Source organism: Asticcacaulis benevestitus DSM 16100 = ATCC BAA-896 (assembly GCF_000376105.1).
Lineage (GTDB): Bacteria > Pseudomonadota > Alphaproteobacteria > Caulobacterales > Caulobacteraceae > Asticcacaulis > Asticcacaulis benevestitus.
Genome location: NZ_AQWM01000013.1, coordinates 38,260 through 58,504 on the forward strand (window position 1 = coordinate 38,260; position 20,245 = coordinate 58,504).

Annotated in this window: 11 protein-coding genes; all 11 read right to left on the reverse strand. The window is 54.2% G+C overall.

Annotated features, from left to right (window positions below):
• Positions 1-262 precede the first annotated feature (262 nt).
• Positions 263-6,523, reverse strand: coding sequence for a beta strand repeat-containing protein (locus B060_RS28245; protein WP_018082354.1), 6,261 nt, complete (start codon positions 6,521-6,523; stop codon positions 263-265).
• Positions 6,524-6,528: 5 nt separating this feature from the next.
• The gene (locus tag B060_RS0113655) at positions 6,529-7,083 is read right to left on the reverse strand and encodes a hypothetical protein (protein WP_018082355.1); all 555 of its coding nucleotides are present in this window, start codon (positions 7,081-7,083) and stop codon (positions 6,529-6,531) included.
• 468 nt (positions 7,084-7,551) lie between these two features.
• The gene (locus B060_RS0113665) at positions 7,552-8,106 is read right to left on the reverse strand and encodes a hypothetical protein (RefSeq protein WP_018082357.1); all 555 of its coding nucleotides are present in this window, start codon (positions 8,104-8,106) and stop codon (positions 7,552-7,554) included.
• Between the two features lie 319 nt (positions 8,107-8,425).
• Positions 8,426-9,841, reverse strand: coding sequence for an HlyD family type I secretion periplasmic adaptor subunit (locus B060_RS0113670; RefSeq protein WP_018082358.1), 1,416 nt, complete (start codon positions 9,839-9,841; stop codon positions 8,426-8,428).
• Positions 9,834-12,014 carry a type I secretion system permease/ATPase gene (locus B060_RS0113675; RefSeq protein ID WP_018082359.1) on the reverse strand — a complete coding sequence of 727 codons (2,181 nt, stop codon included), beginning with the start codon at positions 12,012-12,014 and terminating at the stop codon, positions 9,834-9,836. The genes B060_RS0113670 and B060_RS0113675 overlap by 8 nt, the downstream gene beginning before the upstream one ends.
• A gap of 448 nt (positions 12,015-12,462) precedes the next feature.
• Entirely contained in the window at positions 12,463-14,121 is a 1,659-nt protein-coding gene (locus B060_RS0113680; protein ID WP_018082360.1) for an LPD7 domain-containing protein, read from the reverse strand.
• 4 nt (positions 14,122-14,125) lie between these two features.
• The gene (locus B060_RS0113685) at positions 14,126-14,848 is read right to left on the reverse strand and encodes an OmpA family protein (RefSeq protein ID WP_018082361.1); all 723 of its coding nucleotides are present in this window, start codon (positions 14,846-14,848) and stop codon (positions 14,126-14,128) included.
• Between the two features lie 32 nt (positions 14,849-14,880).
• Positions 14,881-16,923 (reverse strand): type IV secretory system conjugative DNA transfer family protein, encoded by a 2,043-nt coding sequence (locus B060_RS24595; protein WP_023447301.1) that lies wholly within the window; start codon positions 16,921-16,923, stop codon positions 14,881-14,883.
• The gene (virB11, locus tag B060_RS0113695) at positions 16,920-18,032 is read right to left on the reverse strand and encodes a P-type DNA transfer ATPase VirB11 (RefSeq protein WP_018082362.1); all 1,113 of its coding nucleotides are present in this window, start codon (positions 18,030-18,032) and stop codon (positions 16,920-16,922) included. The genes B060_RS24595 and virB11 overlap by 4 nt, the downstream gene beginning before the upstream one ends.
• Positions 18,013-19,371 (reverse strand): type IV secretion system protein VirB10, encoded by a 1,359-nt coding sequence (gene virB10 / locus B060_RS27200; RefSeq protein ID WP_018082363.1) that lies wholly within the window; start codon positions 19,369-19,371, stop codon positions 18,013-18,015. Before virB10 ends, virB11 begins: the two co-directional genes overlap by 20 nt.
• Positions 19,371-20,234, reverse strand: coding sequence for a TrbG/VirB9 family P-type conjugative transfer protein (locus B060_RS0113705; protein ID WP_018082364.1), 864 nt, complete (start codon positions 20,232-20,234; stop codon positions 19,371-19,373). Before B060_RS0113705 ends, virB10 begins: the two co-directional genes overlap by 1 nt.
• Positions 20,235-20,245 lie beyond the last annotated feature (11 nt).

Here is a 20,245-nt window from a genome sequence, read left to right on the forward strand (position 1 = left end):
CGAACGGCCTGCGCGCGCAATCCATGGATTCAAACGAACGGTAACGACAATGAAAACGCCCAGCGCTCTTCGTTCATTGGTCGCAAACCTTCGAAGGCTCGCTTGCCTCTTGGGAGCCGAATGATGCGAGAGTATTACGTCAGCTTATGAGAGAGGCTGTGCGTGAAATTTCCACGACCCGCTCATCACTATAACATAACAACGGCCAATACATACACCTGCCGGAAGCGACCAGCACACGCGGTCGCTTCCGAGTCAGGGCTTAACGGGTCACAGACCGATACGAGCTTGCTGACATATTCGCAAATTCGGGTCGAAACAGCGACGGTTGATATGGCAAATGGAAATCTGCACTCTCGGCCGGTGAAAACGCTGCCATCGCGTCAACCATCTTAAGCCTAATTTGCTCAATATCCGCATGCGTGTTTCGCAAGTCGAAGGCAGACTGCGGCACTTCCTTCACCATTTTAGAGTTGGCTGTGTTTCTACCTAAAATATCGGCGATTGAAGATCTGCCGAAATCATGGAACGCGGCCGCATCGCGCATTACCGACGCCGGAGAGTACAAATCGCTACCTATGAACTCGGAGATGGAGACTTGAGCGTAGGCCTCCAGTGTCCCCTCACGGACAGAAGCCAGATTTGCACTTTCGAAATCACCAAACTCAGCAGCATTATTGTTAGTGGCGGTCGTCATTGCCATGCGCGCACCTGGCGGGGCCAAAAGGTGGGTATATATGGTATGGCCATCCGAGAAGAAATAGATCTTCTCAACCCCGTCCAAAGTGTCCGTACCGTCACTACCAACAAGATCAGTGACCGTGACAGTGCCATCGAGATTCAAGGCAACATCATATCCCGAGGCCGCCCCCTTATAGTTGGCGACGTCGTCTCCTCCACCGCCAAAAATCTTGTCGTCCCCCCCATAGCCAAATAGATCATCGTCCCCATCATAGCCATAGATGTTGTCAGTCCATTGGCTTCCCTCAAGCCAGTTATCAATAGATGTCCCGTAGTAGTTCAACGGCTGACCATTCAAAATGGCAAACACATTTTCAACCGAAAGACGCATGTCGACGTCAGTAAAATATATGTTTTCTATGTTCACGAGAGTGTCTTGACCTTGTCCCCCGACGAGGTCTGCTATGGCAACCGAACCATCCAGGTTTTGGGTAAATGTGAAGTCGGCAAACGAACCAAGATATACCGCTTGGTCGATCCCGTCCCCTCCATCTAAGATATCATTTCCTCCCGCTCCCTGTAGACTATCACGGCCTTCTAACCCGTACATATGATCTTTGCCGCTGTCCCCCAGCAAGTTGTCATTACCGGATGACCCGAAGAATTCATTGTAGTAGTTGGTCAAATCAATCCATGTGGAGCTTCCATCGAAGTAGACAGCTTCGACATTTTCCAAGTGGTCCGAACCTTCTGAGCCGACTAAATCCATTACATAGTAGGTGTTATTTCCCGCGTCATAGATGGAGAAGTCGGAGCGATTGCCAGTATAGTTCGCCTGGTCACTCCCATCACCACCATCGATGAAGTCATCGCCTTCCCGACCAATAAGCGTATCATCACCCGCAAGGCCCACCAGCAGGTCATTCCCGACCGTGCCATCAAGCCACGCATCGTCTCCAGGTGTTCCATAATCGGCAACGAGATTCGAAAGGAGTCGCCAATTCTGACTGCCTTCAAAATAGACAGATTCGACGTTGAACAGTCGATCAGTCCCCTCGATACCCGTGGTGTCGGAAACAGTGATTGATCCGTCAGCCTGCCGATTAAAAACGAAGTCCGAGAGATTGCCTATATAATTAGCCTGGTCATCTCCGGAGCCGCCGTCAATAAAGTCGTCACCTTCGTGGCCGGCGAGTGTGTCATCGCCATCGAGCCCGTAAAGTGCGTCGCTTCTAGCCGTGCCAGCCAGCCAGGCATCCGAACCGGAGGTACCGTAGGCTCCGACTGCGGAGGTCATCGACATCCAACTTTGGCTACCCTCAAAATAGACGGCTTCAACACTATCAAGCGTCGTTGTGTCGCCGGTCGCGGTTTGGACCGTTACCTGACCGTTGGCCTGTCTGCGGAAACTGTAATCCGACAAAGCGCCGGAAAAGTTGACTTGATCATCTCCAGCGCCACCAAGGAGGTAGTCGCCCCCTTCCCCACCGATGAGCGTGTCATCTCCCTCAAGACCGTGAATTTCGTCGTTGCCCGCCGTGCCATAAATCACATCATCATTTGCGGTGCCGCTGATCGACAATAATTGTGCCAGGTTAACCGTCGTGTCATCGCCAGCAAAATACGCGTCTTCAACCTTTTGCAACAGGTCTGTACCGTTCGTGCCAACGAGATCGGTCACTACGATACTGCCATCAAGGCTTCTGACTATAGAGTAATCAGCGAAGCTGCCCGTGAAAACGGCAGTGTCAATACTGGCGCCTCCGTCCAATGTATCGTTGCCCGTTCCACCCTCGAGACGGTCTACACCCCACCCGCCAGAAAGAAGGTCATTGCCCCCTCTACCGACTAGAATGTTGTTCCAAGAATTTCCTAGAATATTATTCGCAGCATCATTACCGGTGCCGCTAATGTCGAGGTAGTCTGCCAGGGTTAAGTTCTCAAGATTGCCACCCAACGCGTAGTCGATATGCGATACTACTATATCTTGTCCACCGTCAGCGGCTTCCACGATCGTATCTTCGTTGTCCCAAATGACGTAGAGATCATTTCCGTCGCCGCCGATGAGTTGATCGGCACCCATACCGCCATCAAGCGTATCATTTCCAAGGCCACCGCTCAGGGTATTGGCGTCTGAGTTACCAATGAGATGATTGTCAAGGGCATTACCCGTTGCATCGAAGTCTCCGGATGCTGCGATCGTTACATTCTCGATATTATCTCCGAGCGTGTAGCTTTGCGATGCCAAAACGAGGTCGATACCTTCGTTGGCGTTTTCTACGATCGTGGCGATATTCCCTTCATAGGAGGAGAGGTGGTAAGTATCATCGCCACTCCCGCCAATAAGAACGTCTGTTCCAGTGTAATAGCCCCAGAGTGTATCGTTGCCGCCCCCACCAATGAGGATGTTGTCGCCTAGATTCCCCTGAAGGGAATTATCCATGGAATTGCCCGTGACATCGGCGTCAGCATCACCATATAGTTCCAGGAACTCCACGTTTTCTGACATGGTGTAGCTTACAGACGAATACACCTTATCGTAGCCTTCGTCAGAATTCTCAACGATAATGTCAGCGCTGCTTCTTATATAGTATTCGTCGTCGCCAAGCCCACCAATAAGGGTGTCGATCCCGCCACCGCCATCGAGGATGTCATTGCCAGCGCGGGCGTCAAGTATGTTGCTCCCAGAATTGCCTTCTATTCCGTTGTCATGATCATTGCCCGAAGCGTTCAGGTCGTCTGTACCGATCAATCCGAGACCGACGAAATTTTGACCAAGTTCATAGTTTTGAAGACTTGTGAGAATTCTAGAGTTCGGACTTTCACCCCCAGCAATTATGATATCACCGAGGTTATCAATCACGAAAGTATCGTTCCCCCCACCCCCAATCAGTGTATCCGCGCCAGCGCCACCGTCGAGATAATTGTCGTATTCATCTCCGGTGATTGTATTATCGAGAGCGTTTCCGGTGCCCTTGGCAGCATACCCCTCAAGGACTAGGTTTTCGATGTTATCGGCAAGGGTATATTCTATAGCCGTGTAAACCGTGTCGATACCCTGATCGGCGTGCTCTATGACCTCATCATCTTTGTCATTGACTCGGTAGCTGTCGTTGCCTGTGCCGCCGATGAGGATGTCGCCATCGCGCTGCCCCCAGTCGAAATGCGCAACCGCATTCAAATCAAGCTCATCGTCGCCAGCGCCGCCAACGAGGATATCGCCTCCCCAATTACCGAATGTGAATTCGCCAGCGTCCCCTTCAAGATGGTCGTTGCCATCCCCACCGAGGAGCATGTTGCTGACCCAAGCCCCCCCCGTGATTGTATCGTCACCTGCGCCGCCATAGTAATTTTTGGTAGTATTGTATATCCAGGCATTTGCAGACATATCCCCATACTCGATGCCTGTCGGCCCCCCGCCTGCGTCAAGCGTAAGTAAAAGTAACTTTAGATCTAGATCCGAGCTGTTCTCTGTGTTCCCCAGAGCGCCAGACTCGGATATCAAAGGGGTTAGATCATCACCTATCAAGCTCCGAACGACATCAAGCGCTGCGTGTATATCTGCAGGTAACGTCGCATTTTCAATGAGCTCAAAGGGATTTTCGACCAGATCATTGACACTGGCGACCAGATTATCCAAGAACCCGACGGTATCCAAATTTATCGTATCTGTTATGGTGTTCACATAGAGCTGGCTCACCAACTTATAATTGTGACCATCTAGAATAGATGGATTGGTTCCATCATAGTTTAAAGCAATGTACGAGCCATAGCTTTGTATGGCGAATTTGGCAGCGTATTGCGTCAAGAGGCTTTGGTACTGCGCCTCAAGATTTCGAGCCCAGCCTAGGGTCGCTATCGTAAATGGATAAGATGCCCCTCCAAACGCTTCTAGAATGGCGACATGCTTGGCGTCTATATTAGACCCGCGCGAACCGGCGACAACACTTTCAGCACCTGCCCATTTGAAGAGAACGGACTCAACGGCGGAGCGCAATACCGAGAACGACATTGAGCCAGCGCCTTGCATCAAAGTCACAACTTGCGCCTTAAGCGCAGCATTATTTGTCATGCTATAGCTTAATGGGGCGACAGAGCCTCCGCCTACGAGTTCAGGAAGCTTGGTAACATCAGCGTCAGGCACGTAGCCTGTAGGTACGATAAATTCAGTTTGATTTTGTTGAACGCCAAAGAACACCGCACGGGTTTGTTGTGTGGATCCGTTGATTGTATAGGTTGCCTCGGAATGCACGAAATTACCTTGGAAGGTCCTTCCGACGTTGGAATTTTCCAATGAGAAGTTGGTTATAGTGAAATCCTCTAGAGAATGAAGCTCACCCTCATCTGTAACACCGTCGGTATTTGTGTCTCGCCAGACCTTCAACGATCCCCACACCGCGTCCCGAGAATCGATTATGTCGTCACTATTGCTATCAAAACCTCTAAGCACTGTGTAGGCGTCTTGAGTAGACGTTCCGATCAATTCGGAAATGCCGTCAATAGTACCGTTTTCATTTAGATCGCGGACGAGTAGCCCGTCGTCTGAAGAAACCCACCCAACGCGTTCATTAAAATTGTCGGCGTCGATATCGAAGAAGACTGAAGAAGATGCGACGCCAAGGAGCTCGACTCCATCACCATCAAGGTCAAGAACAAGTGGATCACGCGGGACAGATGCCGGATCTGGTCGATCAGGGTGGAATATGTGCTTGGCGGCGTCTTCAAAAACTATCCCAAGGGCAATTGCGCCGACCGCTGCGGCGAGGAAGATAATGCCACCAGCAAGAGACCCTCCAATTATGCCGGCAGCAATCAATCCGCCCAGTAGTTCTGCTGCTACACCGCCGGCGAGGATGGCTCCCAGCTCGCCCCCAGCGAAGCCGGCCACGAATGCCGAAAGCGTGGCCAAAGCGTCAACTGTTCTGCCGGCCTGAACATCTTTCATGATGCTGTCGTAGGCGAGGATCACACCCACCGCCGTTCCGGCAACGCCGAGATTATCAAGGATGCTTGCCCCTTTGACATAGTCAGCGTAGGCGGCCGCCTGATCGACATCGCTAATTCCGCTTAAAGGCTTAAAGACATTTGGTCGTTCGATCGTTGCGCCGTCAGGTAACGTCTGTCCGGGAACGTGATAAGTTGGATTGCCACCTGCATCCAAAATGCCTTTACCGCTGGCGTCAACGAGCCGACCGTAATCATTATTGAATATATGGTCCGCTGATGTAACGGATAATGACGGTCTTAATGCGTCAAGCCCACCTTGCCTCCCGCCCTCCGCGTAGCCGTCATTGTAAATTCCGTCGATTACAGTTCTAGGCAAGTCATTGAATTTGACAATATTAGGTGTATCTACAATCCGAGGCAGTTCGGTTGTTCCAAACACGCGATTTGGTCCATATTCCGGCACCAATCCAATAATTTGTGTGTTGGGTGGCGATTCAGCGATAAATCTGTCAGAGACTCTAGCCCACGCAGAATCCGTAGTTTCACCAAAGAGAAAGCCCGTGGCCCTGGTTGACCCAAGCCTGTCTACAATGGTCGCTTTGACGGAAGCATCACTGAGAAATTTGCCGCCATCCGTCCGGTCAATGACACGATATAAATGCCCATCCGCCCCCATAAGCTGGGCGTATGCGGCGCCATAATTTGATGCCGATGCATCGCCCATCGCGCCGGAGTAGAGAACCGTTTTGGTGATTGTTGTGTTAGCACCACCTTCGGTCAGATCCAACTGGTCAAGAATGCTGAGAACACCAGCTTCAAATTGATCAGCAGTTAAGGATCCGTTGTTAGAGAGAGCCTCAAGTTGAGATTTAGCCTGCTGAATGGTTATTGTCATTTGGATCAATTTTCCCAAAGTTTAAGCGTTAAATACTGATCAGACTCTGAATTATGCTTAACTATTGTCTTGCCGGTATGCCGACAGGTAAAAATCAAATCCCGGATTACATGAACGGCGTTTCTCACCCCCCCCGGAGGAACCCTGTTGATTTTATTAATTTCCATATAGAACGACAATATAAAACCTAGGTATTCATGAATGCGCTCATCGTCAGCAGTAATATAAAATGGATCAATATCATATTTAGATATGCTCGTAATTACAGTATACGCCTCCCTGTAATTGCCCAATTCTTTTATAGTGTAGTCGTATAAAAACCGTGCGCCACGCCCTTCAATCGACTTATCTTCGTATTCTACATTTGCTGTCTGCTCTATGTATCCGGGCAGTAGGATATCAGGTCCATTAAATAGAAATGCAAAATTAACAGGCACCTCTCGCTCATTCATGAGGGCGTGAAATGCCTGCCGATAAGTTAGATCGTTCTCAGCATTGTAATAGCAGTACGGGTTGTCCCGAAGCTGCCTCCCGGTATCTTCGATGCGTTCCCACGTCATAGATATTCTTTCATTCTTAAAACACAGTCGGCTCGGTAGACGTTTTACGGTCGGCCGCAGCTCCCTAGACGACCACTTAAAGCTTCGCTATCCATTGCGCTTAATCGCACAACCAATTTTCAACACATTTACCAATTGCACCCCTTGATTGCATCTTTATGGCAACTATTACGGTACATGACAACCACTATTTTCACCATTTATGAGGTGCGTGCCTACCACCTATGAACTGCCTTATAACTTTCAGACTTGAGATCAAAAGGCCAGCGTAAGTTTTGGCATAATTAGAGGCTGAAAAGTCGCCCATAGGTCCTGAGTACAAGACAGTCTTTGTTATATTGCTATTCGTCCCGCCTTCCGTCAGGTCTAACTGATCCAGAATGTTAAGGACACCCGTTGTCAAATCACTTCCGGACGGAAGTGCGTTGAATTGGCCGAGCGCTTGCTGCAACGTAATTGACATTGAACTTACCAACCTTTAAATTTTAAATTTAGATACTGATTTGATTCAACATTATGCTTAACTATTGTTTTCCCTGTATGCCTGCAGGCGAATATCAGTTTCTTGATAACCCATGCTGATCGAATAGGCACACCTTCTGGCTGTAGGCTGATTTTGTCTCTGGCTACATAGAAGGAAAGCAATAGGTCAAGGTAGCCTTCAACCTGGTCGTCGTCGGCCGTGATGAAAAATGGCGGGTTAGTATAGCCTGACATTTCAACAAGTACTCCTGCAGCCTCCCTATAGTTTCCCAGCTCTCCAATTGTGTAATCATACAATACTCTGGTCCCTGACATTCCAGAAAATATGTCTTCGTAAGCCACAAGATCAGTTTGTTCGTAATAACCTGGGAGAAATAGATCAGAGCCGGATAAGAGAAAACCTGCATTGACAGGAATATTTCCTTCCTTCATCATGTGGTAACTTGCGGAACGATAGGTCCTTCCATTATCAGAATCAAAATAGCAGTACGGATTGTCACGCAACCTTTTGCCAGTATCTTCAATACGTTCCCACGCCATTTCATTCCCTCATTCCCAAAAATACGGTTATCCGGTGGACTCAACCACAAGGCCTAAGCCGTCAGGTAAGACTCGCGTGGTGACTTGGCTCGGAGTTAAGCCCGAGCCCCACCTGTTTGTCGGCGAAGTCAGCAATTACACCCTTTGGTTGCATATTTATGACAACTATTGCGGTACATGACAACCATTTTTTCATCATTTATGAGGTGTGCCGACCTTCTATAAACGACTTTATAATTTTCAGACTTGACGTTAAACGGCGGCATTTCGACGGCTTACTTCTGCTAGCGTCTTGGCGTCTACAACAAATAGCATCCTGCTAACGCTCCCTACCGGCCTCACTCACCCTCCGAGACAACGGTGACAGGAGGTAACTGATAATACTTCTACGGCCAGTTTTGATTTCCACGCTGGCCGCCATCCCTGGCTGAATCATACTCGGCTGGATTTGATGACTTTTACCACCACTTTGTTGCTGGGCCGGCGCGTCAACGGCCACGATCGCGGTATAGAGCAAGCCTCGCTTCTCATCGTTTATGGCGTCCCGGCTGATTTGCTCCAGCCTACCAGTTAACGTGCCATACCGGGTGAAAGGAAAGGCCTCCAGCTTGACCTCCACCAGCTGCCCCGCCCGCAGAAAGCCAACTTCCCGATTGGGAAAGCTCGCCTCAACGAGAAGTTCCGCGCCTTTGGGTACGATGACCAGTAGCGGATCGGCCGCCTTAACAACACCGCCCACCGTGTGAAGCTGAAGCTGTTGCGCATAGCCATCGACGGGTGCCCTGAGCACCGTGAGGCGAGCTTTTTCTCTGGTCTTTTTAAGTTCTTCCTCCCGCAAACGGTAATTGGCTTCGGCCTCGGTCAAGGCCTTCAAGGCGTCGCTGGCAAACTTGCTTCTTTGCGAAATGTACGCCTGATTAGCCGCAAGTGCTGCGGCCTGTGCCTTATGACCTTCCTCGCGCCTTATCAATATGTCCTGACGCATACCGATCGCCCGCTCATGGGCTTCGTTTACAACGGTCTTTGGCGCCAGTCCTTGCTCGTGCAGGGACTGTAAGTCGCGCAGACGCTCCTCCAGCAATGGCAGTTGTTGACTGAGCTTGCGACCTTCTTCGATATTCATGCGGGACTCAGAAGCGCGTTGAACGCGCGCCTCGTTGAGGCCGCTCAAGGTAGACCTCTGTTCGTCAATACGCTGCTGCAAGTAAGCACTCTGAACTGCCGAAGCTGTTAGATCGGCCCCAACGGGCGCTTCGTAGTGCGCCGGTCGGCCCGCCACAAAATCAGCGAGGGCGCGCGACTGCGCCAGTTCGAGTTGCGCTGTCAGTAAGGCTTGTTGTGCCTGTTGGACTTCAGCTCCGGATACCGTAGGGTCAAGAACTATAAGGGCGTCACCAGCCTTTACCGCCTGCCCCTCCTTGACGTGAAGTTCGCGCACCACGCCCAGATCGGCCGACTGTATGACCTTGACCTGGCCTCTTGGGATAATCTTGCCTTCGCCGATTGCGACGATATCGACTGAGCCTACAATCGACCAGATCAAGGCAATCATCAGGAAGCTGACAATGACCCACACGACGCCACGCCCCAAGGGGTTGGGTGGTGTTTCCAATATATCTAACGCAGCCGGAAGGAATGCCGTGTTGTCATACCGCGTTTTGCTGGCTTCGCTCTGTTTGATGAGCTTGAGGCTTTCCAGCGTCGTATCGAAATGGCTTTTGAGCGTCTTAAACATCGCTTACCTCCATTTCCACACCATGTTGAAGGCCCATTTGTTTGCGGTAAAGCTGAGCGTAACGCCCTCCGGCTTTCAACAACACGTCGTGCGTCCCAGCCTCAACGATCCGGCCCTTCTCCATCGTAATGATGCGGTTGGCCCGTCTCACAGCCGACAGTCTGTGCGCGATGATGATTACGGTTCGCCCGGCGACGATCTTGTCGAGGTTGTTCTGGACGATCTCTTCCGATTCGGCATCAAGTGCGCTGGTCGCTTCATCGAAAATCAAAATACGCGGGTTCGACGCCAGCGCTCTGGCGATAGCGATCCGCTGGCGCTGGCCTCCGGACAGATTGGAACCGCGTTCATCGATATGGCTGTCATACCCTTCCGACAGTTCCAGAATGAAATCATGCGCACCGGCGGTTTTGGCGGCGTTCACCACAGCATCCATACTCATCGCCGGATTGGACAAGGCGATGTTTTCACGAACAGATCGGTTGAAAAGTATATTTTCCTGCAAAACGACTCCGACCTGCCGGCGAAGCCAGGCGGGATCGATTAAACTGACATCCATTCCATCGACCAGGACACGGCCTTTCTCTGGGGTGTGCAAACGCTGCACGAGTTTGGTCAGCGTCGATTTACCCGACCCGGAGGGACCGACGATACCCAGAACCTCACCCGGGGCAATTTGCAGGGATAGGTCCGCCAACACCTCCGGCCCATCGGAACGATATCGAAACCCGACATGCTCTAGACGAACATCGCCGCGTAGATCGGGTAGTCGGCCCCGATCAGCGCTCGGGACGGGCTCAGTTGGCGTATTTAGAATATCACCCAATCGCTGTACCGAGAGCTTTGCCTGCTGAAAATCCTGTGCCAATTGCGCAATGCGTAAGACCGGTCCTGCCACCTGCCCGGCCAGCATATTGAAGGCGACCAGTTCACCCACTGTCAGTTGGCCGTCGATTACAAGCTTCGCACCGAAAAACAACAGCGCAACTGTGCCCACCTTGTTGACGAGTTGGATCGCCTGCGATCCCCAATTGGCAACCATTCGGGCAGAGAAGCCTGCTTTGATGTAGGACGCGAGAAGGCCTTCCCAGCGCGTTTGTGCCTGGGGCTCGACGGCAGAGGCTTTGAGAGTCTCTACAGCTGTGATGGATTCAACCAAAAAAGCCTGGCTCTCAGCCCCGCGCGCGAACTTTTCATCAAGCCGGTCTTTCAGGATCGGCGCCAGGAAATAGACGATCAATGCATAAAGAGGCAGGGTGATGAGAACGATAAGCAGGAGCCAAAGGCTGTATAGCCCCATGACGATAAGGAATATGACGCCAAAGAAAAGGTCCAGCACCGCAGTGAGAGCCGAAGACGTCAGGAACTCCCTTATATTCTCAAGCTCCCGGACACGTGCAATCGTATCGCCCACCCGACGCGCCTGAAAATAGGCCATGGGCAGCCGCGTAAGGTGTTGGAATAGTTTGGCGCCAAGTTCGACATCGACACGACTAGTGGTATGGGAGAACAGATAGGTTCTTAGCGCCCCCAGCAAGACGTCGAACAAGGAGACGCACAGAAGGCCAATGGCGAGGATTTCTAAGGTCGTCAGCCCTTTGTGAACAAGCACCTTATCTATGACGACCTGAAAGAATAGAGGCGTCAGCAGAGCCAGTATCTGAATAAAAAAAGATACGATCAGGACATCGCGTAAAATATGCCGATATTTGATAATGGCCGGGATAAACCATGTGACATCAAAGGCCTTTGTCGAACTTCCGATACCATCGCGAACTGTGAATAGCAGCAGTTCACCCGTATAGACCGCTTCGAATTCTGCAAGGCTAAAGGCTCTGGGTGCCGGTTCGGCTGGATTAAAGACCAGGACTTGGTCCTTCGACGCCTGCAAAACAATGATGAACGACCCTGTGGTCAGACGTGCAATCGCGGGCAACGGTTGCCGTCCCAGCCTATCTGACGAAACTTGCGCGGATTTTGCTTTTACGTTCAGGTGCTTTGCGGCGCGAAGCAACTCCGGTGCTGTGGCGGCTTTCGAGCCAATACCGAGGTCATGTCGGACTTGATTTGCATCTACAGCCTTACCCAGAAACCCCATTAAGGCCGTCAGGCATAACAGGCCACTATCAATTGCTGCTTCATTTTCTGTTTCTGACTTGCGTTCGGTCTGCACAAAGCGCCCCCTATTCCCATTACCCGGATACCATTGTCGCGTGCGCTTAACAACCGTGAATGGGCGAAATTCTCCTTTGAGATAACATCTTCACACTCCAAAATAGAGCGACATCGCTTCGGACATTTTGATCGAGGTATGAAGCATAGCGCTTTGAAATAAGTACGTCGTCATGGCTTAGAAAGACCTGTGGCTCACGACTTCCCTTCCCTTCCCGCGGACACGGATCGTTCGACGTTCGACGTCAATATTCCCCAGACGCAACGACATCAGTTCTCTAACCCGCATATGTTAAGGCCAAGGGCAAGAAGGGCTTTTCGTACGCCAAGCGAGTGCCTGTGCGGCGACGGCATTGTAAACATCCTGTTCCACAACACTATATTTATGTAGTACGATATTTTCACCAAGGCGGAAAAAACGAAAACCGAACGCTTGCACGGCATGACGATCAAACGCGCGAGCGGTCCTTTTCGATCTTGGCCTGTGGTTTGGTGATTTCCCGTCGGGGCTCGACACGCGGCGCGTTAGCATCATAGGTGCGAATCGTGGGGTTGGCCTTTTCGGCCTGGTGGATCACCCTTAGTTTTGCCTCCTCACGCAACGTCTCAAGCTTTCGCGCTTCCCAGGCATTGCGATTGACGACGACCTCCCGCTCACCGGTAACCTTGCCAGTGTCGTCTCGGTCCTTCACCGTAATCGTCACAGGTCGTTTGCCGGAAGACGTTAGGGTGATTTCGTCGCCCACGCCTGCCTTGGCCTCTTCCAGCGCCCGAGGTAAGTCAGCGCCCCAGATGACCTCCCTACCCTTCGGCGTATCTAGCCGCACAAAGGGGGACCGCTCATTCTTCGGATCGTTCTCAAACGGCGCCGTCCCCTGTTCAATGACCTTACCGACATGGACACGGTGCGTCTGGAAGCGATCCCGCGCAACCGCTTCGGCCATCTCAATCGCCTTATCGCCGTCACCCCGCGCCCGCATAACAGCTTTTAAGGCATCGAGCGCGATCTGCTGATTATCCGTCAGCTTCGCGGTCGGCTCGTCGATCTGGGTTTGTTTGGTGTTTTCGGGTTGGGGTTGGGGTTGGGGTTGGGGTTGGGGTTGGGTTCGGCTCCGCTCACTCTTCTCAATCGTGTTGATGGCGCCGATGGCCGGGCGGTTATTGTCGGCCTGACGTTCCGAAAGCTTGACCAGATCAACCGCCTGCGGCCTGAAACCCTGAACCTCAAGGCCCTGAAGCTGCGCCTGCAACCACACCTCACGCCGGAAGGCCTCGCTGCCCTTGACCTTGATCGTCTCCCACCCCTTAATCTGGGCGAGCTCGACCATCGAAATCGCGATCTCCGCATCATCATGCTTGGTCGTCAGCCGCCGGCCATGGTCCTCAAACGCCAAAGTCCGAGCGGTGTCGCGTTTATAGTATTTGTCGTCTGCCACAAGGTAGCGTTTGCGAAGCGCCTCAAGCACCGGATCGTCGAAGTCGGTTTTGACCTTGTCGTCCGGCTTGTCCTTTTTTGGGGGGGACTGATCCTTAATCGGGTTCTGGCTTTTTTCCTTTGGGTCCTTCTCATCATTGTCGATGAAGATCGGTTTATCCGGGTCCCCTGGCCGATGCTTGTCCCATAACTCGGTCGCCTTGCCGGGATTGACTTGCGTCAGCGCCTCAAGATCGGTCATCACCCTGGCCAGGTCCTGACGGTCGCGCCAACCACTTTCCGCCAGATGTGCCTTGGCCATTTCCCGGTCGAGCGCATTGATAAAGCGCATACTACCGGGTCCGGATTTAGGCCTCTGAGCTTGTTGAGCCGAGTCTTGTGTCTGAGTTTGCGTCTGAGCTTCGATCTGCGTGTCCAGCGACGGCGGGCGCTTCTGGTCCTTGGGCGCATATCGGTCCCAGACTTCAGTCGCCGTCTGACGGTCCTGTTTGGCCAGAGCGTCAATATCCTTATAGATCCTGTCGATAACGGCCGCGCCTTTTCGCCGGGTATTTGCGTCGTCGGAATAGTCATAGGACCAGTCGGCAGTCTTCAAGCGTGCCTCCAGATTGACCTTTGCCTTATGGACCTCTTCGCTAAGCAACCGCTCGCGGCCATCCTCAATCTCGTTCATCGCCCTACTCCCTTTGTGCCAAGGCGAGTGAGTACAGGCTCATCGGGCTACGCAGCTCGACAATGGTCTGCCGGTTCAACCTTCTGCCATCGGCCGTCGCGCCATCGGCGACCTGGCAGCCATGCGTGCAGTAGGTGATTCTGATATTATCGCCGGATACCCCCTGGCTCATCAGGAAGGCCTTGACCCTGACCGCCCGGTCAATAGCCAGCGCCTTGGCTTGAGGCGTAAGCTTGTTGCCATCCGAGCGGCCACGTATGGTGATGTGACCACTGGCCTTAGCCGCCGCTACGAAGCTCACCGCCTCGTCTTCACTGAGGCTGAACTTGCTGGCGCCTAGGTCATGGCCAATGCTCATGCTGAGCGAGGGGGCTGAGATAGCTGCCTTTTGGCCCTGGGTCGTTTGCGCCAGGCTGTGTTTGGGCATGTGGGCAGTCTGGCCATAGGCCGCCGGGACAAAGCCCGCCTGTTCCTGATTGGCCTGCAACATGACGAGATACGCCTTCAGCTCGCCCACCTGCCGTGATAGGTCGTTGACTTGCCGTTCAATGCGCGTGTCCGTCGCGGTCAGGTTCGGCGCAGGCTGCTGTGCCTGATAAGCGGCGATCCCTGAGTTCGAATTAATCGGAGTCCGGCCCAACGCCGAGGGCGGCGCATCGGCATTGGGCGAGGCGCAGCCCGCCAGCGCCAAAACGGTGGCAAGGCCGGTTAAGCTTGTAAGTTTCATAGTCGGTCTCCTGTTCTGGGATATAGGCAAGCTCATGGGGCGGCCATGTCGATAACGGCCGGCTGTTTGGCCTTCGGCTTTGCGGCTTGTGTCGGGTTTTGAGTTTTGCGTCCTCGCATCTGGCTTTTGGCGCTTTGAGGCCTCAGGCCATCGAACTGGTCGAGCGCGGCATCGACAAAGGTCTCGATCGAGGCCGGCGACGGATTGTTCTGGTCGTCGAGCCGCGGCAGTTTTTTGAGGTCAAGGTCGAGTTTGGCGACATCAATGGTCTCACCGAGTTTTAACGGTCTTATCCGCCCCTCTACCCTCGCCCGATGCAGAACCATATCGACCCCCTCAACCGTGGCTGACAACTCGTTTTTGACGAACGCCGCCTCGTCGAGTTGTGTCCGGTTCGGGATTTTGGTCTTGATCCGTTTGAGCGTGGCACTGAGCGGCTTCAAGCGGTCCATGAAGGTGGTATCGGCGTAGTATCTTATGCGGTCGCATTGGATCGGCTTCAACCCCTCCATGAGGATGATCTGGCGCCCCGCCCCCATCTCCTTCAACTCCTGCGGCAGCATCAGAGCACGACGCTGGTAAGACGTATTTTCCGAGTTCGATCCATGCCCGCCCCCGCCGCGCGGGCTGCTCTTGCCCTTTGATATCGCTGTTTCCGTATAGGTGCCGAGCATCTCGGAATAAGCGTTGGCATCGCGCTGCTCTCTCGGCGGGAACATCACCTGAAGCGCATGGTTGGTAACGAGCGTGCGCGTATCCTTTTCACCGTAGACCGACTCCAACTGGCTGACACTCTGGATCACAGTCAGAAGGCGCAGGTTATAGCCGGAGATGAAGGCGTTGGCCTTGGCGATGATCCCAACACGGCCCAAGGCAGTAAACTCATCAAGAATGAGGAGGCACTGGTGCGTCAGCGCCGGATTGTTTTGCGGCAGCTCCAGTGTATTGAGATTCAAAAGCTGGCTGAAAAAGACGTTGACCAGCAAGGACGCGTCGGCCAACCGGTTCGGCTGGATACCGATATAGATCGACATCAGCTTTTTGCGGACCTGCGATATGTCGAAGTCCGACGCCGAGGTCGCCGCATCGACAATCGGGTTAGCGAAGATGGTCAGGGGCGCATTGAAGGTGGCCAAGATACTCGACAACGTGTTTTCACTCGCCGCGCAGAAGCGACCGAGCGCATCCAGGCAATCCTCACTGAGTGGATCGTCGCCCTTATTACGCGCGTTGATGAGAGATTGCAGATGATCCTTCAGCGCACGGCCCTTGCCAGAGGATTGACGCAACACTTCACCCAAGGTGCAGGCCAGTGTCGGTGTCTCCATCAGGTAGAGCACCAAGCCCAAGAACAGGTTGCGCGCCTGATCGTTCCAGAAATTATCCTTGCCGTCGATCGACGGGTAAAGCGCCTGGCCTACGGCCAGCACATCGCCGACGCGGTAATTGCGGTCGCGGCTGACGCCATCGAGCGGGTTCCAGCGGTGGGTCCTGAAATCCTCGGCAAACGGATTGAACAGATAGACCTTCTGGCCATGGCTGGCCCGGAATTTTGAGGTCAGGCGGTAATTCTCAAGCTTGATGTCGAGCACCACGCAGGAATGCGGCCAATTGAGCAGGTTGGGGATCACCATCGATACCCCCTTCCCCGACCGCGTCGGCGCCGACAGCATGACGAATTGCTGCCCCCCGAAGATCAAATACCGGCCCCGATCCTTGCCAACGATAATGCCATCCTCACCGAACAATCCGGCCTTACCGACTTCGCCAGCATTGGCAAACCGGGCAGCCCCATGTAACGGGCGCGGCTTGCCCTCCAGAAACTTGGCCAAGAACAGGCCGGGAACAACGAAGACGATGGCGAGCGCGGCCACCAAGGCCATTTGCAAACGCTTCTTCTGGCCGGGTACCTCGTGATAGACGTACCAGTAGGTATCCCAGGTCGTGGGCGTTATATGGGCCGGCGCCGCCTTGTTAAACACGAAGTACAGGGCGCCCGACAGGTATTTGACCGCGAAATAGCCAGCTATGGCGTAGATCGCGACGGCCGCTAAGATGAGGATGACCTTTTTCATGTGCCGGCCCTGTGCAGAGGCGCTTCGCCGAAACGGGAATTGAGCTTGGCCACCGGATCGAAATGCACCTCGCTGACATAGCGCGCCTTGCGCCGTTTCGCCCCCTCCCCTTCCGTCACCGCCGCCACATGAATGATGATGTCGATGGTCAAGGTCACGAGTGCCTTTAAGGCGTTGGCATCGTAGCTCTCGGCATCCTTGTGCTCCTTCGACATAAACACGTATCGCTCGGCCGCCAGCGCGCACGATTCCGCATGAAAGCTGGTCACCGATCCGCTATGGCCGGTCGTCAGAAGCTTTAAGTAGTCGAAGGCCTCAGAACCGCGCAATTCGGCCAGCAGTACCCGATCGGGCTTCATGCGCATATTGGCGGCAATCAGATCGGCCGGCGTCACCCTGGCCACGCCCTGATCGCCCTTGCTGTAGAGCAGATGCACTCGGTTCGGATGATGGGGCAGGAACAGCTCGCGCACATCCTCAATGGTGATGATACGCTCATGCGACGGGATCGAATGGCAAATCGTTTTCATTAGGGTTGTCTTGCCAGACCCGGTCTCGCCGACAATGGCAAGGTTCTTTTTGGCCCTGACCGCAAGGTCGATGAAATCCGCCAGCCGGTTGGATTCCAGGTGTTTCATCAGCTCGATGTCGGTGCTTTGCAGGTCGTTCTGGCGGTTTTCGAGATGCTGGGGCCTGGCCCAGACAAACCGGTCGAACGTGCCGTCTTGCTGGTATTCGGCCAGGGTCCGTATGTCCGATGACGGCAATCGGATCGAAATCGAAATCGCCTCCGGCTCGACAACGGGGGGCACAATGATCTGTATCCGCTCCCCATCCGGCAGCTTGGCCGACAGGATCGGACGCTCCGGGCATAAGGTCTGGTCGGAATAAGTCGCAATCGTCTGCGCCAGGGCATGCAACCGCTCATAGGTCATGTCGGGCAGATCGTAACACTGCCAGTCAGGACCGACCTCAACGAACGCCTCGGTCGCCCGGTTGATGACGATCTCCGTCGCACCCGGAATGGCCAGCACATGGAGGAGCGGCTTCATCAGCTCGCGCACCATGGCGTCGCGCGGCAGCGCTCGGTTATTGGGCTCGTAGGGCATAGACGCTCCCGAAGTCCAGATCGCGCGCCACATAGATCGAGCCCCGGTCCCCCTGGTTCTTGTAGATCGTTGGGCGGATATTGATCGTGCTATCAAGCACCTTCTCCGCCATGCGGTCGCCAGTCGTCGCCGTGTTCTGATAAAAGATGGCCCCGCCCGCACCGTTTCCGGAGGCCTCGGCTGTCTTGTAGGCAATTGCATCCTTGACTGTGGATAGCAGGAACGCACCGCCCACCCGTTGCCACCAGTGGTTATCGACCCCGCCGGGCAGGCCCGAAGTGCCCAGGCTGTCCGAACCCGGCGAGTCCAGGTTGATCAGAATGCCATTGGGTGTCTTGATCCGCGTCCAGATGATAAACAGACGCCGCTGGCCCTGCTCGGACACCGCCCGATACTCTCCCGTAGCCTCCGAGCCCCGTTCCAACAGGACAACCCGTCCATTGTCGCTATAGACGTTCTGGCTGAGCACGCAGCTCGTCAAACCCGCCAAAGCGCTGACCATCCTGACCGAAAGCCCGCATTCGATGCTCCGCCCCATAGGCAGGATCATATTGCGGTCACCGATCTTGCCCGCCTGAACCGCCTGAGTGACTGAGGGCTGCAGCAGACTGCCAACAGAGCCCTGGGGGCCGCTCGACGTTGCCATAAGGCCTTTTTGTGCGCCCGCGCCCTGACCAAGCCCCTGACCCAGCGCAGCGCGTATCAGAGGATTGTTCATCGGATCGCCGGCATCGGCCTGGCTGCCTGCGCGGGTTGGGCTGCCACCGGACAAGATGACGTCCCCGCCGTAGCGATCGACATGGGGTTGCGGTTGGCCGGCGGCAGTGGTCGTCGTGTGCGTGCCGGAGACCGGTATGGGCGGGACGGTGCCTGCGACCTCCAAAGCGGGCACGATCATCTTGCCGTCCCCGCAAAACCGCATCGGCTGGCCCTGCGCATCAAGCAGGGGCTCGCCATTGGCCGATCTCGCCATCGTTCCAGGACCGCCGTCAGAACAGGCTGGCGCACCATTGATGGCAACATCCGACGTGTTGGTTGTGCCGCTTGCCGGATGTGTGGGGGAAGCCTCGGCGTCGAACTTCCGCCTGCCAGTGACCGCCGCAGGTTTGTTTTCCGATTTGGCGGCAAGTGCTCGCTCGGTTTTCCTATTCGACGCGTCCGTGTTGAGCTTTTTGAAGGTGACGATCCCACCAATGGCCAAAACGGCGACCACGGCTATGACAAACACGACCTTGCTCAGGATGTTCGATGAGACCCCACCCCGGCTATTCACCGACGGGATGCGGTTCAATTCCGGATCAGGCGCGCCCGGCGTCACGGTGTTTCCCTGGCTGTCCATTATGGCACGACCTTTCTCTCAACGCCTATAACCGTTGTACCGGCAGGGCTGCCCGACCCATCCGGGTTGAAGGCTTCGTTCCAGATACCGACGACGGATGCACCCAGCCGCAGGACGAAGCGCTTGCCCGTCCGTTCGACGACAGCCAGGTCGTCGTCCATGTGATAATTGATGCGCGACTCATCGCCCGCCGGATCGACATAGAAAATCGTCGGCACCTCTTGATTGCCCGCAAAGCGGAAATAGGTGAACCGACCATCGTCGAAGACCAGAGTCGGCTTAATATCGTCAGAGCCCTTCTTGGCTTTTTGGCTATATTTCCAGTTTTTGGGAATAGGCTTGGTTGCCAGACGATCGCTCAGCACAGCGGCTTCGTCCATGTGGGGGACGGCCGCTGTTTGCGCCATGAAGGCCGCCATGGTCGGAATCTCAATCGGATAACGATACATCACCCGGTACATGGTCGCAGGTGTAGCCCTGCTGCCATTGGCCGCAGGATCAACGACAAATTCGATGGAGTAGTCGCGCTTGTCAGTGCGCACTTCGAGATTGTTGCGCCGCGCGCCCGGCTTCGGCTTTACCCAGATCTCATGCGTGTCGATATCCGCCCGGATGCACCACAGACTGTCGGGATTCTGGCAATCGGCCGACATGCCCGACGCCGATACCTGAATACGCTCGTCATCGCCCAGGATAATGCGCGACACCGTGCCGACATGCACCCCGACGCTCGTCACCTGATCCCTGCTATAGGTCACATAGCGCACACGGCTGTCGCCGGAGCCCGGTGTGGGCGTATCGGCCGCATAGCTGCTGGTCGTTGCAACCAGGAGCGAAAGCGCTGAAATGGCAATGCGTTTCATGGCCCCCTCCC